Source organism: Photobacterium makurazakiensis, assembly GCF_050336715.1.
GTDB lineage: Bacteria > Pseudomonadota > Gammaproteobacteria > Enterobacterales > Vibrionaceae > Photobacterium > Photobacterium makurazakiensis.
In genome coordinates this window covers 17,651-37,200 of sequence record NZ_JAKJSJ010000029.1, presented here as the reverse complement: position 1 = coordinate 37,200, position 19,550 = coordinate 17,651, and the positions used below count along the sequence as shown (strand labels likewise).

Here is a 19,550-nt window from a genome sequence, read left to right as displayed (position 1 = left end):
TTGTTTTGCCTTTGTTTACATTTTGTAATAATTTGCAGTTTTATAATTTGTCCTTTATAAAAGTCACAGCATTAGCAAACACAATACTAATTAAATATAGAGAATAATCATGAACAACCTTAACAGTGGCACTTTATTTGGCCACCCGAAAGGCTTGTTCTTACTGTTTGGAACCGAACTGTGGGAACGCTTTTCTTACTACGCAATGCGTGCAATTCTCGTTTTATACCTCACGGATAAAACCATTAGCGGCGGCCTGGGTTGGACAACTCAAGATGCGCTAAACCTTTACGGCATCTACACTGGTCTCGTTTATATCACCCCTCTTATTGGTGGCTGGATTGCTGATAACTTCCTTGGTCAACGTCGCTCGATTTTAATCGGTGGTGTATTAATGGCTATCGGACAATTCACACTTGCCCTGCCAAACAGCCTAGTCGACCCGCATGCCGTTACTGCCTTCTATCTTGGTTTAGGCTTTCTAATTCTAGGTAATGGTCTGTTTAAACCTAACATTTCAACGATGGTTGGCGACTTATACCAAGAAGGTGACAACCGTCGAGATGGTGCATTTACCATCTTTTATATGGGCATTAACCTAGGCTCATTATTAGCCGGGATTATTGCGGGAACTGCATCTGCGGTTTACGGGTGGAAAGCAGGCTTTCTCACTGCTGGTATTGGTATGTTAATTAGCCTTATCACCCAATTATATTTTGCTGAGCGACTACTCGGTGATATTGGTAAAGTGCCTGCAGCTAAACGTGCAGCGGCAATGAACAAATCAGGTAAAAAAGAGCCTCTAACACGCCAAGAGCGCGATCGCCTGAAAGTTATCATGATCATGGGTATGTTTGTTGTCATTTTCTGGGCTGGTTTCGAGCAAGCTGGCGGGCTAATGAACATTTTCTCGCAACAATACACCGATCGCATGATTGGCAGCTTCGAAGTGCCTGCGGCATGGTTCCAGTCGCTTAATCCATTTTTTGTGATTACTCTAGCACCTATTATTGCTTCTATCTGGGTAAAAATGGGACCGAAAGAGCCAAATTCTCCGGTTAAGTTTGCCATGGGACTATTCTTCTTGGCCGCAGGTTTTGTTTGTATGATGGGCGCTGTGATGCAGCAAGGTGGAGACCTTACAGTTAAAACATCGATGCTTTGGCTAGTTGGTGCATACTTCTTCCATACACTTGGTGAACTATGCTTATCGCCAATCGGGCTATCAATGGTTACTAAACTTGCCCCACTACGCTTAGCATCTTTAATGATGGGCGCATGGTTCGGCTTTAATGCAGTGGCTAACTATGCTGCCGGCATTGTTGGCTCACATGTGGGTGAAGCGGGACCAATGGCGATCTTTAGCGGCATTGCCATTGCAGCAACGATAGCTGGTGTCCTGCTTTTACTTTGTTCAAACCAGCTTATTCGTTGGATGCATGGTGCAGAAGGGAACAAGCTTGAAGAGGAACTCGACAGCCAGCCTGTTGAAGCTTGATTAATACCTTAAGCTGTTCAAAAAGCAAGAACCTCGTCGGTTCTTGCTCTTTTCCTCAAGTAACGTACAAATAACGTTATTATGCTATTCGCTTGAAAGTCACGCTAAAACTGGCTGAACCGATTTCGCTTAATGACAACCGTCCTCCCGATTTAGCCATCTTCAACCTGACACTTTTATTATTACTGGCTTTATTGCCCAACCAATTTTGCCCTTGAATTGTATGAGTACCATCACTAGTTTGTAAGCGAGCAGCCAGCCCCGCCGAGGAAAGGGAAATACTGTTATCAGTGACGTCGAATACGCCAAAAATGGCACGAACAGGAGAAGCATAACCAGAGCTTTTCATACCATTTTCAATGACTTTAATAAGCCCTTGGTTATTGGTCTCACTGCTCATACGGTCACGTAAGTAATCATTAAAAAAAGCCCGAATTAACAACGTTGTGGCCGTACCATTATCATCACCCGTAGCCGAGTCAACCAAATAAAAAGCCAACCTTCCATCAATCAACCACGTATAATCCAATAACACAGGCTGAATATCTGCAGATTGAAGTACGCAATAATTCAACCGCCAATTCCCCAAACTTGACTCTGTTTCTGGCATCAACCCCATCAACAGTTCCCGCGCAGCACGTGGATTGGCTTTCAGCTCTTCAATATGCCATTCTAGCTCTTCATCAATGACTGTTTCGTCATCGATGCTCACCCACTGGCTAGAAAAGTCGCCACCATCAACCACCGAATCATGTAGCTTCAATACCGATAACATGGCTGATTTTAGTACCATGATATTATTGAGCGGTTTGACTAAAAAATCTTTCACACCCAGACGTAGCGCTGAAGCAACATCCGCCATATCACCCGAGCCAGAAATGACGATGATCGGGATCATTGGATACTGTACAGACACTTCCTCAACAAACTCCATTCCTGTTAATACGGGCATCGCCAAATCACACAGCAATACATCAGGGATGTTTTCTCGTAACGCTCTTAACCCTTCGAGTCCATTTTCAGCTTCACGTACATGACAACCTTGGCTTTTCAAAAAACCACTTAGCATTACCCGAAAAACGGGATCATCCTCTACAATGAGAACATCTTTCTCTTCAAGCAACGTCTGCTCCCTCCGAGAATAACGACGATTTCCCCCAACAGTGCGGTCACGGGAATGATGTTGGGAGTTAATGTTCATAAAAACTCAATATCTACTAGCATACTTAACAAAAGCATAGGTCGAATTCTCTTATTCGTCAGGAGTAAATCGGACCTTTAGTTCTAATTTAATGATTTCTGTTAACACCTTCTAAAATTAACAAATTTAATTATAATTTGATCAATTACCAGCGTATTCAGTCACTCTCTGCTAATGAAGTTGCAATAGCGTTTTTCTTCGCTTTCGCGTAAAAAGCCGGTTAAACATTAGAATATGTATATCGATATATTGATTTACGACAAAATTTGAAAGGATAAAAACATATTTAGGTAGCCTTTTTGTTATACAATTCACAATTATAAGTTTTCAGTGATGTAAAGATATGAAACTTGACGATTTGAATTTATTCCGCATGGTTGTTGAAAATGGAAGTTACACAGCGGCCTCTCGTAAGACCCAAGTACCCGTAGCGACATTAACCAGACGAATTCAAGCACTTGAAGAGTGCTTAAGCATCCGCTTACTAAACCGTCATGCTAGAAAATTATCGCTGACTGAGGCTGGTCAAAAGTTTTATGACGAATGCAGCCCTTTATTAGAAAAGCTGGTTGATACCACTGAGCACATTAGTGAAGAATGTAAAGGTGCGGCGGGTAAGTTAAAAATTGCCGCTCCGTCAAATTTAACGAAAGTCATGCTGCAGCCGATGCTTAACGCTTTCATGAGCTCGCATCCTGCAATTAACATTGAACTATCAATGAGCAATGACCCAGAGCAGCTTGATCCTACTGATTGGGATATTATTTTCAGAGTTGGTCCGCAGCGTGACTCCACACTCATTGCAAGAAAGATCAATGCGGTCAAAGATATTTTGGTGGTAAGCCCCGAGTATCTAAAACAGAGCCCTGAACCCAAACATGCCCAAGATCTCCACCAGCTTCCGCTATTAAAAGGAAAGCCGTTGTTACGCTGGCGACTAACTGATGGTAATGGTGAAACTGTCACGGTTGGAGAAAGAGGCCGCTACGAAGCTAACGAACTGAATGTCGTGAGAGATGCTTGTATTGCAGGGTTAGGCATAACCTTAATGCCGGATGCAATGTTAAAAGAGTACATCGCTTCAGGTGAGTTAGTTCAAATCCTAAAAAATTGGTCATCCAACCCACGTGAAGTGTACTTAATGTACAATCACCGCGATTACCAACCAGAAAAATTACGTTTATTTATCGAATTTGCTAGCGACTACTTCAAGCTATAACCCCCCTGCGTTCAAAAGCCTGTAACCCAAGAATTCTCAGTACGGTTGCAGGCAATTTCTTGCCAACCCTGCCAACCCCGACTAAACATTATTAATGACATGGAAAAGAACACAGCATGCCTTTGGAACGTGTTCTTTGCTAAAAATTTGCACCTTTTGTGCAATAAAACGGGGAAACGTTATGATTTTGGGACACTTATTTGGGCTATATACGCATCCAAAGCAAGAATGGCGCGCTATCGATAAAGAGCATGAGGGAGTTCAGAGCAGCTTAAGTCATGTGTTGCTTATTGCACTTTTACCACCGCTATTTGCATTTATTTCAAGTGTATTTATCGGCTGGCGTGTCGGGGTGGGTGAGCCTATATTCCTAACCCAAGGCAGTGCACTCGCGATGTCTGTTGCCATGTATGCCGCACTTATTGTAGGCGTATTTGCTCTTGCCTATCTAACCTACTGGATGAGCCACACCTTTGGTTCGACCCCCACGTATACACAAGCCCTCGAATTGGCGGCGTATACAGCGACACCACTCTTTATGGTAAGTATCGCCGCAATTTATCCGCAAATTTGGTTCTTAATGATTGCAGGGTTGATCGGCATCGCCTACTCGGTTTACCTTCTGTACACTGGCGTGCCAATTCTAATGCACATACCTGAAGAACGTGGATTTATCTATGCTAGCTCGATTGTCACTTGTGGGCTTGTGTTATTAGTATCCATTATCACGGGTTCAGTGATCCTGTGGAATGTCGGCCTTGGTCCACAGTTTAGCCATTAATACCAAGCTACATAAGCACTTGATCAGATTGGTATAAAGAACGCATTTACGCTGTAAACACACGGTTGAGTTCTAAAACAAAAAAGCTTCGCTATAAATAGCGAAGCTTTTTAAATGGTCTTCTTTTAAACCGCGTTAGAAGCCGCTCGCCTTAGACTATGCGCCTTCGTTATGCAGCTCGAGGTTAGCTAAGTCTTGCTGAATACTACGCTGAGTTTTCGAATCTTCACTACGCAGCGACTCAAGGTAATCTAAGTAACCTTGATCAATATCGCCGGTTACATATGTACCGCTAAATACAGACGTTTCAAATTCATTTATCGCAGGGTTACCTTCCGCAACAGCCGCCACAAGATCATCAAGATCTTGGAAAATCAGGCCATCAGCACCAATCATGGCACTGATTTCATCCACTTCGCGACCATGAGCAATCAGCTCATTAGCGCTGGGCATATCAATACCATAAACGTTAGGGAAACGTACTTCAGGTGCAGCAGAGGCAAGGTACACTTTACGCGCGCCTGCTTCACGTGCCATTTCAATGATCTGCTCTGATGTCGTACCGCGGACAATTGAGTCATCAATAAGCAGCACGCTCTTATCTTTAAATTCAGAACGAATTGCATTGAGCTTGCGACGTACTGACTTACGGCGCATTTGTTGACCTGGCATAATAAAGGTACGGCCAACATAGCGGTTTTTCACAAAACCTTGGCGATACGGCTTATCCAATGTACGAGCAATTTCCAGCGCACTATCACATGACGTTTCTGGGATCGGGATAACAACATCAATGTCGATATCATCCCACTCGCGTTTGATCTTTTCACCCAGCTTTTGTCCCATGCATACGCGAGCGCTGTATACCGACACCTTATCAATGAATGAATCTGGGCGTGCGAAGTAAACAAATTCAAAGATACATGGGTTTAATACAGGATTATCTGCACATTGCTCTGTAAACAGCTGTCCATCGAAAGTGATATAAACCGCTTCACCTGGGGCTACATCACGCATGAAATCAAAACCAACCGCATCAAGTGCGACAGATTCAGATGCAACCATGTATTCAACGCTACCATTCACTTCACGCTTGCCAAGGCATAATGGACGAATACCATTTGGGTCACGGAAAGCAATTAGACCGTGGCCAATAACCATAGCAACAACCGCATAAGCACCCGCAACAACACGGTGAACTTCACGGACTGCGCTAAAGATTTCAGCAGGCGAGATTGGGTAAGACACGGCTTCTTCTAGCTGATTAGCCAGTACATTAAGCAAGATCTCTGAATCTGACGTTGTATTAACGTGGCGACGAGCACTTTCAAATAACGTTTCACGAATATCAGCCGCATTCGTCAAATTACCGTTATGTGCCAATGAAATACCGTACGGCGAATTTACATAAAAAGGCTGAGCTTCTGAAGCACTAGAGCTACCAGCTGTTGGGTAACGTACGTGGCCGAGGCCAACGTTGCCCTGTAGTCGCTGCATGTGTTTTGCTTCAAAAACATCTCGTACTAATCCATTTGCCTTACGCAGACGGAAACGATTGCTTTCTAAGGTAACAATACCAGCGGCATCTTGGCCGCGATGTTGCAGCACAGTCAATGCATCATAGATAGACTGGTTTACCGGGGTAGAACCCACGATTCCGACAATACCACACATGTCCTAAATCCTCGTCACGCTTAAAGTAGCTTTCTAAATTTCAGCGGGGACCTAACTCACTAGATCCCCGCTGATAACTGTTTGAATCTTACCCCCAGGAACATTTCAGATACTGATTAAAGCCATCTATCCTGTTCATGGGTTTCATCACCGAATCGCTAAAATCGATCGCCAGTGAAAAAGCTTGAAGTGTCTTTAAGGTAGGTGAAGAACCACTCAATGATAATGCCAAACTGTGGGATAAGCTGAGAATCTTTCCACCAGTCTGCATTTGAAAATCCTGTAAAGGCATCAACAAAGAATAGCAACGCGGCAACAATTAATACGCCACGAACACCACCAAACACTATACCTAAAACCCGATCTGTACCTGACAAACCCGTTTTCTGTACTAACTGCCCTATCACATAATTCACTACTGCACCGACAATCAGTGTCGCAATGAACAGGGCTGCAATCGCGCTACCATTTCGTAGCATTTCATCCTGAATATTAGTGAAGTGAGCAGCCAGTTGGGCGTAAAAATTACTCGCCACAAAAAATGCTGCAAACCAAATCACTAGTGACAGTGCTTCTTTAACAAAACCACGGATCAAACTGACCAGTGCCGAGAAGCCTATTACGCCTATAATGACGTAATCAATCCAAATCATCATTCGTTGTATTCATCTTGTTGATGCGTATTCTAACAGAAAAAATGAGAACGCAAACGTTTACCTAAGGGTTTAATGGATTAAATCTAACCAATCGGCCTTTTAATCCGGTTAATTTTTCTAATTCTTTGAGCTCGGCAGTCAACTTCGTTTTTGATACATCAGGGCCAACAACCACACGTGCTAAATCCCCTTCTTTTGGCTGCTTTGGAAAAACATGCGCTTGATAGCCTTCTTTACGTAACTTGGCAACCAATGTATTCGCATTGTCAAAATTACGGAAAACACCGAGTTGCACAACCCAGCCGCTCTCTTTATTGCCAGCTTTTGGCGCTGTTACAACAGGTGGTTCAACGTTTATGGGTTTAGCATCTTCAAGTATTGTCTCAACCACAGGTTTTGACGATTCACTATCAATCACTACCGTCACTGGATCTGGTGGTAAATCGACATTCGCAAACTCTGGCTCAGGAATAGACTCGTATTCCTCATTGGCAACGACTTCTGGCTGCAGTGGAATACTCGCAAACTGTTCCTGATAATGCTGCTTTTTTCCATCAAATAGATCGGGGAGAAAAATAACCCCAATAGCAACCAGAATGATGGTGCCGACTAATCGACTTTGAAATTTACTTGCCACACTGACTCCTATGCGCTTGTTGCTAAGTGACTGGATATTAGTCCCACAGTGTAAAATGAGCCAAATACAATTACCATATCATCGGCTTCTGCTTGTGTCAGGGCTGCGTCATAAGCTAACTCTGGCGAGGTGAAACCAGCGGGCTCTACTGCTAAATGTGCAATGATCTCACTGGCGTTTGCGGCGCGTGGCCCTGTTAACGACGCGGGGTACCATGCATCAACAATCTCAGTCATCTCTGCAATGGTTGCTGCAATGTCTTTATCATGCAGCATGGCAACCACAGCATGGATACGTCCTTTGCTTTCTTGTTGCTTTATAAGCGCCAATTGCTGTGCAAAATAATTCGCTGAGTGCGGGTTATGTGCCACATCCATGATAACCAATGGCTGGGATGAGACTCGCTCCATCCGCCCTGGCAGCGATGCCTTCGACAAGCCATCAACTATATGCTGATCAGTAATCTCTAACTCAGCAGTTGCTAATGCCATCAAAGCGGTAGCGGCATTAGGCAGCGGTAGTGATGGGAGCGGCAAATTATCAAGATCAAATGCGCCACATTGCCAGCGCCAGGTGCTACCTTGTACGTCATAGTTAAATTGATAACCGACTTGATGCAACAATGCCCCGATATCATCAGCATGAGCGGGCACTGACGCAGGTGGATTGGGCTGGCCACAAATAGCTGGCTTTTCAGTACGGAATATACCGGCTTTTTCATAGCCAATGACATTAATATCATCACCCAGCCAATCAACATGATCGACAGCTAGGCTCGTGATCACTGAAACATCATGATCAACGATATTTGTAGCATCAAGTCGCCCACCCAAGCCAACTTCTAAAATAGCGATGTCGACCTGCTGAGACTTAAATAACTGTAATGCAGCCAGCGTACCGAATTCAAATAAGCTTAAACTAATATCACCGCGCTGTTGCTCTATCGCAGCAAAAGCCTCGCTATGCGCTGTATCGTCAAGTTCCAAACCATTAATACGAACACGCTCATTGTAGCGAACAAGGTGTGGAGAGCTGTATACGCCCACCTTATAGCCCGCTTCGAGTAAAATCGCTTCAATAATCGCGCAGGTTGAACCTTTACCATTGGTGCCAGCAACGGTAATGACTTTTTTCGCGGGTTTGATTAAACCGGCTTTTTGAGCGACGTCTTGTGCTCGCTCAAGCCCAAGATCGATGGCACTCGTATGGAGTTGTTCAAGATAAGATAGCCAAGAGGCCAAAGACGAGGTTGCTTGAGGTGCTGTCAATCCGGACATTCTTCATCGTTTTATAGTAATAGCAATATAACCACTAATTTAACATCGAACGACGGAATACCAAAGCGACCTGAGCAGACAATTGTTATGAAAGGCAAAAACAACAAACGGGGCATCAGCCCCGTTTAGTTTAACGTTAAGATTTATCAATAGCGGTAAAGAATTACTCTTCGATATTCTTAACGTCTTCTTCCTCAACCTTGGCTTCAGTCGGTGCAACCACCGGCACAACCATAGGAGAGTCAACCTGCATTAACTTAGCAATGATGCCACCAATGCGTTGACGCATTTCACGACGATCGACGATCATGTCAATCGCGCCGTGCTCAAGCAAGAATTCACTACGCTGGAAACCTTCTGGTAGTTTCTCACGTACTGTCTGCTCAATAACACGCTGGCCTGCAAAACCGATTAACGCTTTTGGCTCACCAATGTTAATGTCGCCAAGCATCGCAAGACTCGCAGAAACACCACCCATTGTTGGATCTGTTAAGACTGAAATAAACGGTAAGCCTTTATCTGACAAACGTTCAAGTGCCGCACTGGTTTTAGCCATCTGCATAAGCGACATTAGCGCTTCTTGCATTCGTGCACCACCACTTGCAGAGAAACAAACCAATGCACAATTATTCGCAATTGCCTCGTCCACAGCACGAACAAATTTAGCCCCAACCACAGAGCCCATTGAACCGCCCATGAAAGAGAACTCAAAAGCACAAGCGACAAGCGGCTGCTCAAGTAAGGTACCTTTCATTACGACCAAGGCATCTTTTTCGCCGCTGTTTTTTTGTGCCGCTGAAATGCGATCTTTGTATTTTTTCGAATCACGGAACTTCAGCTTATCTTTCGGCTCAAGCTCTTCAGCAATCTCAACTTGACCATCTGCGTCTAAAAAGGTTTCTAGACGACGACGCGCTTTCATGCGCATGTGATGATCACATTTAGGGCAGACTTCAAAGTTACGTTCTAGATCTGCGTGATAAAGCACTTGTTCGCAGGAAGTACATTTGGTCCATACCCCTTCAGGGATAGACGCTTTGCGAGAAGAAACAATATTGCTTTTTGTAAGGATCTTTTCCAGCCAGCTCATGAATGACCTTTCATCTTCTTATTTCCCTACCCTATAAGCGACTCATTACAAGCGTTCGTAGCAGAGAATTACAAATTCGTTAATTTACCAAGGTGGAATTAAAGCACAAAGTCGTCAGTCTGTAGATAAAAAACTGGTACTACAAGTTAATCCTTGAGAAAAAGAGGCCCAAGAGTTGATCTTGGTAACGCATATTTTTCTGGATAATCGACATCAACCAAATACAAACCTTCCGCTTTGGCCGTGGTACCAGCAAGCCGACGGTCCTTCTGCTCTAACAGCCATTGAATCCACTCAGGCTTTTGCTCACCATGCCCAACCTTAATTAGGCTGCCAGCAATGTTTCTCACCATATGGTGAACAAATGCGCTGGCTTTAACGTCAATGATAACAAAGTCACCTTGGCGCGACACATTCAAATGCATAAGCTTACGCCATGGGCTACGTGATTGACATTGCATAGCACGGAAAGATGTGAAGTCATTCTCACCTAATAAATACTGACCCGCTTCATGCATGGCTTTTTCATCAAGCTCACCATGATAGTGGCTCACCCCAGAGCTTAAAATAGCAGGGCGTAGTGCATTGTTATTGATAATGTAACGATAGCGACGCGCAGTGGCACTAAAGCGTGCATGAAATTCATCATCAACTTCTTTCGCCCAACGTACTGCAATATCTTTAGGTAAATGGGTATTCACGCCCATTGTCCATGCCGCCATTTTACGGTCAACATCAATATCAAAGTGAACTACCTGACCCGTGCCGTGAACACCTGCATCAGTACGACCTGCACAGATCACTTCAATCGGCTGGTTTGCAATTTTAGACAGGGATTTTTCCAAACACCCCTGCACACTGACTACATCATTCTGACGCTGCCAACCATGGTATTTGGCGCCATCGTACTCGATACCTAAAGCTATTCGCATAATTTACTTCGTTCTTACCTGTGGATTAAAGCATGAAGCCTAAAAAGTGGGGATAACCCCAAACTGCCTCTACTTAGTACTTATCAAACTGAAGGACTAAATACTGGCTAGCGGGGTAGTATACCTCAAAAAAAAAAGCACCTTCAATTAATGAAGGTGCCTTTCGTTCGTCAGTACTGAAAGCTCAAGAGAATATACGCAGTAAATACCGCTCTATTTGCCCTGTAGCTTCGTGAGTAATGCGTGCGCTTCATGCTGGCTGTTTGTATCTCCACGAGCAGCAACCTCTTCTAACAAACCCATGGCGCCTTCCTGATCATTCATTTCTAGGTACGCTTTAGCTAGATCAAGTTTGCTCGCGTATTCACCATGACTATCAACATCATAACGATCAATGTCAGATAAAACATCTGGGAACTCATCCAAACCAACCTCTAAGTTCAGCGGGGTTTCATCAATCTCTTCACTCGGCTCTTGTGCGTCTAAATCTTTCATGAGCTCATCAATACTGATGTAAGATTCAGACGATATTGAAGAATGGTTTTGCTGTTCACCTAGAGGCTCATTTTCCGGAAGAGTTTCTTCGGCAATCAGCTCACTACCCGCCTCATCAAACTCTTCTTCAAAGCTTGCCACCTCCGAATCAGCCGTTTCTTTAAGCAGTAAATCCGTATCAAGCGCATCGATTTCATCATCTTGCACTTGCGGTTGATCCGCCCAATCTTCAACCGCTAATTCAGGTTCAGGATTACTTGCTGCCCAAATCTCAGAATCTTCAGCTGTCATGTCATCGCTAACATCCAATGACGCAGCCGCATTCGTTTCTGGCATTGCTAGCAGCTGTTCACGCTCATCCTCGCTGGTTAGCGTGTCTTGAGGATCAAAAAGCAGCGCATCCATATCCAAACCAGCCGAGTCCACCAACGTCTGTTCAGGCGTTTCCATCGGTAACGGTTGATCATCAAACACAGGCCTTTCTGTCGCTTGAGGCTTTAACCCTTGCTCAACTTCATATTGCTCCAGTTCGTGCTGTTCATCAAATGATGCTTGCAATGCATCATCTTCACCGAATTCAGGCAGCATTGACGGGTCTAACGGCTCAAACGCAATATCAGGTTCACCGTGCATTGAGTGGCTAGCCACTTCTTCATGATGTTCTGGTTGCTGCGGCTGCTCAGGCACTGCTGATGTGCCCTGAACGTCCTGTAGTTCCTGCTGAGGGCTTTCCGCAGCTTCTGCTGCTAACTGTAGATGCTTAACAATGTTATCAAGTACAACTTGCTCTTCATCTTCACTAAGGTCTGGGCCGGGACCTTCCTCTGTTGCCACATCCGCTTCTGGGTCGAGCAATGCCGCGTCTTCATCAAATTCAGGTAAATCATCCAATGTTAACGGTTGCTCATCCTCTGTAGCACTTTGCGTGTCAGGCTTTAAATCTGAGCGATTTTGACGTTCTGCATCTTCTTGGAATAAATTTTCCAACATGTCAGCTTCTGCTAACGCTGTTTCTTCATCAAATATTGGAAAATCTTGATAACCGTCACCCGATAAAATCGCGTTAATATCCGCCTGCTCATCAACTTGCCCTGACTCAGTAGTATCAACCACTGGCGTTGCAGCTTCTGATACTAGTGCCTCCGAAACTGACGGTTCAGGCATAGCTGTTTCTGATATTGGAGTTTCAGATATTGCCGCTTCTGCTGTTGCGACTTCAGATAGCGGAGCTTCTGAGATGGCCATTTCAGCTACATCGTCAGCGGCAAGCATGGTGTCTAATTCATCAATAGGCTCTGCAGCTGTGTCATCGATAGCACTGGTATTCTCAATGGATTCGAGCAACTCATCGACTGTCTTGCCAATTGTCTCAATTTCATCTGCATCCTCTACAGAGTCTGATGACAAAATGCCTTCAACATCGGCGATTAGCTCATCAAAATCTAGGTCAGCATCGACATCTGTTTCAGCACTAGCCGCGGTCTCTTGTTGTTCATTTAACGCAGGGGCTTCCGTTGGCGGTGTTTCCGCTAACGCCTCTTGAAAAATATCCTCAAAAGCTGCACTCGGTGGGAAATCAGCATCCGTTTGTTGCTCAAGCTCAAGCTCTGGCTCTGGCTCTGGCTCTGGCTCTGGCTCTGGCTCTGGCTCTGGCTCTGGCTCTGGCTCTGGCAGGCTAGCCTCAATAGGAGTCGATTCACCACTGTGTTGAGCTAAGATATCATCCAGTAATTCCGTACTGCTCGGCTCCACTTCAATATCATTGAGATCGAGAACTGGCTCTAACTCATCATCCTCGAAACTTAATGGCTGCGCCTCCTCAACCGACGGCGTTGAAGGTTCATCTAAGTCAGCCACCAGCTCGTCAAGTAATGCAATGCTGTTTTCATCGATGACAAGATCGGTATCAAGCGCATCCCCTTCATCTTCATCACCAGCTAACAGCTCATCTAATAAAGCCGTGCTGTCTTCCTCAAGCTCAATCTCTGCGGTTAAGTCATCACCGTCATCCTCAAGCATCTCATCGAGTAAAGAAGTGCTATTTTCATCAAAAATAGACTCAATATCATCTTGAGACATAACTTGAGATGCCGGTGTTTCAGCGGACTGCTGAGCTTCGCTCGCTAAAAGTTCATCAATATCTTGTAAATCAACATTGTCAAAATCTGCAGCGCTATCAAGATCTGTACCTGAAGCCGTCAACATCTCGGCATCTGCCAGAGCTTGATCAACCGCAGAGTCTTGTGCCAATGTCTCTGAGCTAACGCTATCAAACAATGAATCTAACTCAGATTGACCAACCAGCTGTTCGGGGTCAACCTCTTGGCTAACCTCGGGTTCCGCGCTGTTGTCATTACGTTTATCTTCCTGCTCAACTTCTGAGAGCAAATCATCCAGCAAAGACTGATCAAGCAATCCATCTTCGATACCCTGATCATCGAGTTCATTCTCAAGGGCAAAATCATCGCTGCCATCAGACAGGTCGAAACTGTCTTCATCATCGTCAGTTTGCAACGATTGTTCCCACATCGCCGCCAACATTTCATCAGAACTTGGCTCTGATTTCTGTTCAATTTCGTCCAGCGCGCGCTCCATATCCTGAAGCCCTATCGCTTGATCATCACCTTTTACAGATATACTGCTTGGGCCAAGTCCGCTGTCGATTTCAAACTCATCACCACTCGACGCTGCATTTTCATCATTTGAAAACAAGCTCGATTCAGGATCATCAAACAGTGAATCATTGTCAGACGAAAACAAATCGCCAAAGTCATCATCATCGCTAAGTGCCAGATCAGGCATAGTCTCATCCGCTGCGGCAGCAGGTGGCGCAACCATGGCAGCGTCCACAACTGGCTCTGGCGCGTCCAATGATTTCACATCATCACTTTCTTCTTTTCGGCGACCGAATAAGAAGTAGGCTAGTAAACCCGCAATCAGCGCACCTGGGATCAGTGCCATTGCCGCCAGAAGCCATGGGTTATCAATCATTCGATCAAACAGCGATGGCTGTGGCACAGCAGTTGATTGCGTTTGGGCTTGCTGCTGTACAATGAAGTCTTTAATTTGCTCTCGTAAGACTTCATCGTCACTAATTTGATCTTTTAATGCCGCCATTTCGTGCTGCATTTCAGCTAAACGCACTCGCAACAAATGATTACTTTCTAACAGCTTTGTCATTTGTTCATCTGAGGCATCAAGCTGATTTTGTAGCGCTGTCGGTTTAGCTGGGATCAATGCAGGCTTCGCTGGGCTGACTTCTTCATTGGCAGCCTTTGGTTCATTGATTGCCACTACTTTCGCTTTTTCTAGCTGAGGCACCGGTTCAGCAACCACCGTTGGCTCGGGAGCCACGGCAGCACGTTCAACCCTCGGAGTTGCTTGGGGTGCCGCTTTAGGCGCAGGGCTTGAAGAGGTTCGACGTACAACAGAGCGGCCTTGGTCCACTTCAAGTTGCAGCTTGACGGCATCGGTATTTTCGCGACGGATCTGGCTTAATGACGGCATGTTCAAAACACTGCCCGGTGTTAAACCATGGATGTTATTATTTTCAAATGCCTGCGGGTTTGCCCGGTAAATCGCCCCAATCACCTGATAGACCGAGACTTGAGTTGTCGGACGGTTACGTGACGCGATTGACCATAATGTTTCGTTATTGGTGGTTGGCCCATAGCGGCGGATGGCCGTCGTTTGCCCTGCATCATTTGATAGAGGCACAGAAGCAGCATTGGTTTGCTGTTCAGGGGATGGGCCAAGAATACGAATCGTATTCGCCTGTACCGGTAATTGAATAGCGGTGGTGAGAAATACCGGTAAAATAAGGCGTTTAATCATTGTCGATAAGTCAGACACTGCCCGTTGTCCTCTTTGGCAGGATAAAATAATAATCATTCATAATAATATCAATCGACATAAGCTTTTGCGTGCTCCTGCGGGTTAATCACCTGCATTTGTGCTGATCTCGTTTGATTTAAGGGGAATGAGCCCTGAATACGCATGATACAAGAATAATGGTTATCGGCCTATCAGCAATAAACTTAAGAGTGAGTTTGTGAGGGGTGTTCAGAAATCGTGGTTATAAATGCCTCTCTCAATAAGCGATTGAACTAGACGATAAATTTCAATACTGATACAAAAACGAGAACCAAAAGGTTCTCGTTTATTTTTCAATTTGCTTCAAGGAAATCGCTTATAGATATTCTGCGATTAACTTCTCTGCAATTTGAACGCTGTTGGTTGCAGCGCCTTTACGTACGTTGTCTGCAACAACCCACATGTTCAAACCACATGGGTGGCTGATATCTTCACGAATACGGGCAACCATAACATGGTCTTTACCTGTAGCATCACTCACTTGAGTTGGGTAGTCATTACCATGGAAGACTTCAATGCCTTCAGCACTTTCTAACAAGCTGATCGCTTCTTCCACATGCACAGGCTGGCACGTTTCAACGTGTACCGCTTCAGCATGGCCATAGAATACCGGTACGCGCACACAAGTTGGGTTAACTCGGATATTCTCATCACCCAAAATTTTCTGGGTTTCCCACACCATTTTCATTTCTTCTTTGGTGTAGCCGTTATCCATAAACTCATCGATATGTGGCAAACAGTTGAATGCAATTTGCTTATCGTAAGCTTTATTTTCCGCTGGTAGGCCATTTAACAACTTCGCAGTTTGGCCGGCTAGTTCATCAACACCTTTTTTACCAGAGCCTGATACAGACTGGTAGGTCGCCACATTAATACGCTCAATACCGTATGCTTCATGAATAGGCTTCAAAGCCACCAGCATTTGGATTGTTGAACAATTTGGATTGGCAATGATGTTACGGTTACGATAATCCGCCAATGCGTGTGGGTTCACTTCTGGCACAACCAACGGCACATCGTATTCATAGCGGAAGCGTGACGTGTTATCAATGACGATCACGCCCTGATCGGCAGCAATAGGCGCCCAGCGATCTGACGCTTGTGCACCAGCAGAGAAAATAGCAAGCTGTACCTGTCCCCAGTCAAACTCTTCTACGTTGGTAACACGTACATTCTTGCCTTTATAGAGCACGGTTTTACCTACACTGCGCTCTGAAGCAAGTAAATAAAGATTACGAACAGGAAAATTGCGCGCTTCTAGTACTTCAACAATGGCTTCGCCAACAGCGCCGGTTGCACCGAGTACTGCAATATCAAATTCCTGGCTCATGGCCTTTCCTCTACTGTAAAACCTAATTTAGCCAGCGACTCTACCCCAAAATGGGCCTCGCCCGCTACCGTAATCGCACTATATTCGCGTCGATCCCAGTAATTTTTTCGCATCTGGTCAAATGCCGAGGCCATTTGCTCGCTGGCATCTGCTGTTTGCCCTATTTCACGTCGAAATAGGGCATCATCTCGGCGTACATCATAGATTAGCTGAATCAAACCAAATAGGTCAGCCTCATCCCATTGTTTGCTCAAAACGACATAGGGAACTGGGGCTATAGGTAGTAGACTGGCTGCCGACACCTGTTTTTCCAACCCTAAAAACTCACAATAGCGGTTATATACCATCGTTGTGCCCCGCGCTTTACCTTCAAGGCCATAACCTGCGACATGCGGGGTGGCAAAAGCGAGCAAAGATAATAGTTCGAGATCAACCAGCGGCTCTTGCTCAAACACATCCAGTACCGCTGTCAATAACTTGCCTGCGCCTTGTTGGCTTTGTTGAAGCGTCCGCTTTAATGCTTGGTTATCAACAATCGGCCCACGAGCAGCATTGATCAAGATACTGTTTGGCAGCATCGCAGAGAGAAAACCTTCATCCACAAGATGGTGAGTGGGATATTCACCAGTACGGCTAATTGGTGTATGTAAGGTGATCACATCGCACTGTTGTAAAATCGATTCAACAGACTCAAATTCTCGGGTGTCGCCTTCAGCTTGCTTTATCGGGTCATTGAGCAAATAACGGATACCCAGCGCATCAAGGCATTTGGCTAAATAGCTACCGACATTGCCAGCCCCAATAATACCAATGGTTTTATCGAAAATGGAAAAGCCTTGCTGCTGGCCTAGTACCATCAGGCTGCTGAGCACATATTCAGCAACACCAACTTTGTTACAGCCAGGTGCAGCCGTGAATGTGATACCTTTTTCGGCCAATAGCTTATCATCGACATGATCTTGCCCTGCCGTTGCCGTTCCGACAAATTTCAGCTTGTTAGCCTTGGCTAATAATGCCGCATTGACCTTCGTTACAGAGCGGATCATCAGTGCATCAATATCCACTAAATCATCAGCGGTTAAGCTACGGCCCGACTTGCTGATTACTTCGCCTAGCTGACCAAATAAATCAGCGGCATAAGGCATGTTCTCATCAATGAGAATTTTCATGGCGTATTCCTAAAAAAGTAAAGCCTTGTTACCTGAATATAAAATCAATGTGGATCTGTATCAGAAACAGGAAAGAATCATGAGAGTAGGATTAATAAACATAGCGGCCGTGTCAAGCCTAGAGGGAAACGTGTAAAAAGGTACGAGAAAAAATAAAAAAACCCGACAAATGCTGTCGGGCTACATCCAGGCAATAAAAACACCGACTGCGATCATAGACAGATCCCGCAAAAGAAAATACTATTTACGCAGCTGATGTCGCGTCTGTTTCATTGGCAATGGCTATTATGTTCAACCTTCAAGAGTCTCCGCTAAAAGTCCTTTTAGGTAAAACAAACGCCTGCGCCTCCTGGAAAATGACAAAAGTCTTTTACAATCGCAATATTCAGCAGCAAGTACTGGCATTTCGCGAGTACTTGCAACTTTATTTCTTACGCTTCGTACTTTTTGATCACGAGCGTTGCATTCGTACCACCGAAGCCAAAGCTGTTCGACATAACAGTCGTTAATGCTTGCTCTCGTGCTTCAGTCACAATATCTAAACCTTCAGCAGCTGGGTCTAGGGTTTCAACATTAATGCTTGGCGCAACAAAGCCATTTTCTAGCATCAAGGTTGAATAAATTGCTTCGTGCACACCAGCCGCACCTAATGCATGGCCAGTCATCGCCTTGGTCGCAGAAATTGCTGGGCTATTATCACCAAACAGCTCTTGAATCGCACCTAGCTCTTTCACATCACCCACAGGTGTCGATGTACCGTGTGTATTGATGTAATCAATCGGCTGTTCAAGATTTTGCATCGCCATCTTCATACAACGCACGGCACCTTCACCTGATGGCGCAACCATGTCGTAGCCATCTGACGTTGCACCATAACCTACGATTTCACCGTAAATTTTTGCGCCACGAGCCAATGCATGCTCTAGCTCTTCAACAACCAACATACCGCCACCGCCAGAGATAACAAAACCATCACGGTCTGCATCATAAGTACGTGACGCTTTAGTCGGATCGTCGTTATATTTGGTTGATAACGCACCCATGGCATCAAACATCATGGTAAGCGACCAATCAAGCTCTTCACCGCCACCCGCAAAAACAACGTCTTGCTTTCCAAGCTGAATAAGCTCTAGTGCATGGCCAATACAGTGTGCCGATGTTGCACACGCAGAACTCATGGTGTAGTTCACACCGCGAATTTTAAACGGTGTTGCCAAACAAGCAGATACCGTTGAAGCCATTGTACGTGGCACCATGTAAGGGCCAACACGTTTTACGCCTTTCTCACGCAAAATATCAACCGCTGCAACTTGGTTGTATGATGATGCGCCACCTGAACCCGCCACAAGGCCAGTTCGGTCATTTGAAACTTGATCTTCTGTTAAACCAGAATCTTCAATTGCCTGCTCCATCGACAAATACGCAAATGCGGCTGCATCGCCCATGAAACGCATTTTTTTACGATCGATATGCTCTGACGGGGTCATTTTTAAATCGCCCCAAACATTGCTTCGCAGTTTATTTTCTGCGAACTGTTCAGAGAAGGTAATACCGGATTTGCCCGTTTTCAAAGACTCCAGCACTTCTTTTACGTTGTTGCCAATGCTGGATACAATACCCATGCCTGTAATTACGGCTCGTTTCATGATGAATTCCTACTGTCATTTAACGCGATTGATAATAACGGGTTTATTGTGCAAAAGTGGTCAGCTTTCCTT

Annotated in this window: 14 protein-coding genes; 3 read left to right on the top strand and 11 right to left on the bottom strand. The window is 45.0% G+C overall.

Translation table 11 applies throughout. From position 1 onward, the window contains the following. The first annotated feature begins 109 nt into the window (after nt 1-109). On the top strand, nt 110-1,498 hold the full coding sequence (locus L4D09_RS14060) for a peptide MFS transporter (protein ID WP_428458143.1): 1,389 nt from the start codon (nt 110-112) through the stop codon (nt 1,496-1,498). A gap of 79 nt (nt 1,499-1,577) precedes the next feature. On the opposite strand, the gene L4D09_RS14055 is transcribed toward L4D09_RS14060, so the two are convergent. After that, on the bottom strand, nt 1,578-2,621 hold the full coding sequence (locus L4D09_RS14055) for a response regulator (protein ID WP_428458185.1): 1,044 nt from the start codon (nt 2,619-2,621) through the stop codon (nt 1,578-1,580). Between the two features lie 421 nt (nt 2,622-3,042). Between L4D09_RS14055 and L4D09_RS14050 the strand changes: the two genes are divergently transcribed. Together L4D09_RS14050 and L4D09_RS14045 are read left to right on the top strand one after the other, a co-directional pair. Further along, nucleotides 3,043-3,918, top strand: a complete 876-nt coding sequence (locus L4D09_RS14050; protein ID WP_428458142.1) for a LysR family transcriptional regulator — start codon at nt 3,043-3,045, stop codon at nt 3,916-3,918. A 181-nt stretch (nt 3,919-4,099) separates the two neighbouring features. After that, on the top strand, nt 4,100-4,699 hold the full coding sequence (locus L4D09_RS14045; protein ID WP_428458141.1) for a Yip1 family protein: 600 nt from the start codon (nt 4,100-4,102) through the stop codon (nt 4,697-4,699). Nucleotides 4,700-4,855: 156 nt separating this feature from the next. On the opposite strand, the gene purF is transcribed toward L4D09_RS14045, so the two are convergent. The 10 genes from purF to fabB all read right to left on the bottom strand — a co-directional run bounded on the left by purF (nt 4,856) and on the right by fabB (nt 19,478). Continuing rightward, nucleotides 4,856-6,373, bottom strand: a complete 1,518-nt coding sequence (gene purF / locus L4D09_RS14040) for an amidophosphoribosyltransferase (RefSeq protein WP_428458140.1) — start codon at nt 6,371-6,373, stop codon at nt 4,856-4,858. Nucleotides 6,374-6,531: 158 nt separating this feature from the next. After that, complete coding sequence (locus L4D09_RS14035) at nt 6,532-7,026, bottom strand: CvpA family protein (RefSeq protein ID WP_428458184.1); 495 nt, start codon at nt 7,024-7,026, stop codon at nt 6,532-6,534. Nucleotides 7,027-7,090: 64 nt separating this feature from the next. Beyond that, a complete protein-coding gene (locus L4D09_RS14030) occupies nt 7,091-7,666 on the bottom strand; it encodes an SPOR domain-containing protein (protein ID WP_428458139.1) in 576 nt (191 codons plus the stop codon). Between the two features lie 8 nt (nt 7,667-7,674). After that, entirely contained in the window at nt 7,675-8,943 is a 1,269-nt protein-coding gene (folC, locus tag L4D09_RS14025) for a bifunctional tetrahydrofolate synthase/dihydrofolate synthase (RefSeq protein ID WP_428458138.1), read from the bottom strand. Nucleotides 8,944-9,106: 163 nt separating this feature from the next. Continuing rightward, entirely contained in the window at nt 9,107-10,033 is a 927-nt protein-coding gene (gene accD / locus L4D09_RS14020) for an acetyl-CoA carboxylase, carboxyltransferase subunit beta (protein WP_428458137.1), read from the bottom strand. Nucleotides 10,034-10,179: 146 nt separating this feature from the next. Then, nucleotides 10,180-10,965, bottom strand: coding sequence for a tRNA pseudouridine(38-40) synthase TruA (gene truA / locus L4D09_RS14015; RefSeq protein WP_428458136.1), 786 nt, complete (start codon nt 10,963-10,965; stop codon nt 10,180-10,182). Between the two features lie 213 nt (nt 10,966-11,178). Next, nucleotides 11,179-15,312, bottom strand: coding sequence for a FimV/HubP family polar landmark protein (locus L4D09_RS14010; RefSeq protein WP_428458135.1), 4,134 nt, complete (start codon nt 15,310-15,312; stop codon nt 11,179-11,181). A 337-nt stretch (nt 15,313-15,649) separates the two neighbouring features. Then, nucleotides 15,650-16,663, bottom strand: coding sequence for an aspartate-semialdehyde dehydrogenase (locus L4D09_RS14005; RefSeq protein WP_428458134.1), 1,014 nt, complete (start codon nt 16,661-16,663; stop codon nt 15,650-15,652). After that, the gene (locus L4D09_RS14000; protein ID WP_428458133.1) at nt 16,660-17,832 is read right to left on the bottom strand and encodes a 4-phosphoerythronate dehydrogenase; all 1,173 of its coding nucleotides are present in this window, start codon (nt 17,830-17,832) and stop codon (nt 16,660-16,662) included. Before L4D09_RS14000 ends, L4D09_RS14005 begins: the two co-directional genes overlap by 4 nt. Before the next feature lie 431 nt (nt 17,833-18,263). Next, on the bottom strand, nt 18,264-19,478 hold the full coding sequence (gene fabB, locus L4D09_RS13995) for a beta-ketoacyl-ACP synthase I (protein ID WP_428458132.1): 1,215 nt from the start codon (nt 19,476-19,478) through the stop codon (nt 18,264-18,266). Between the last annotated feature and the right edge of the window lie 72 nt (nt 19,479-19,550).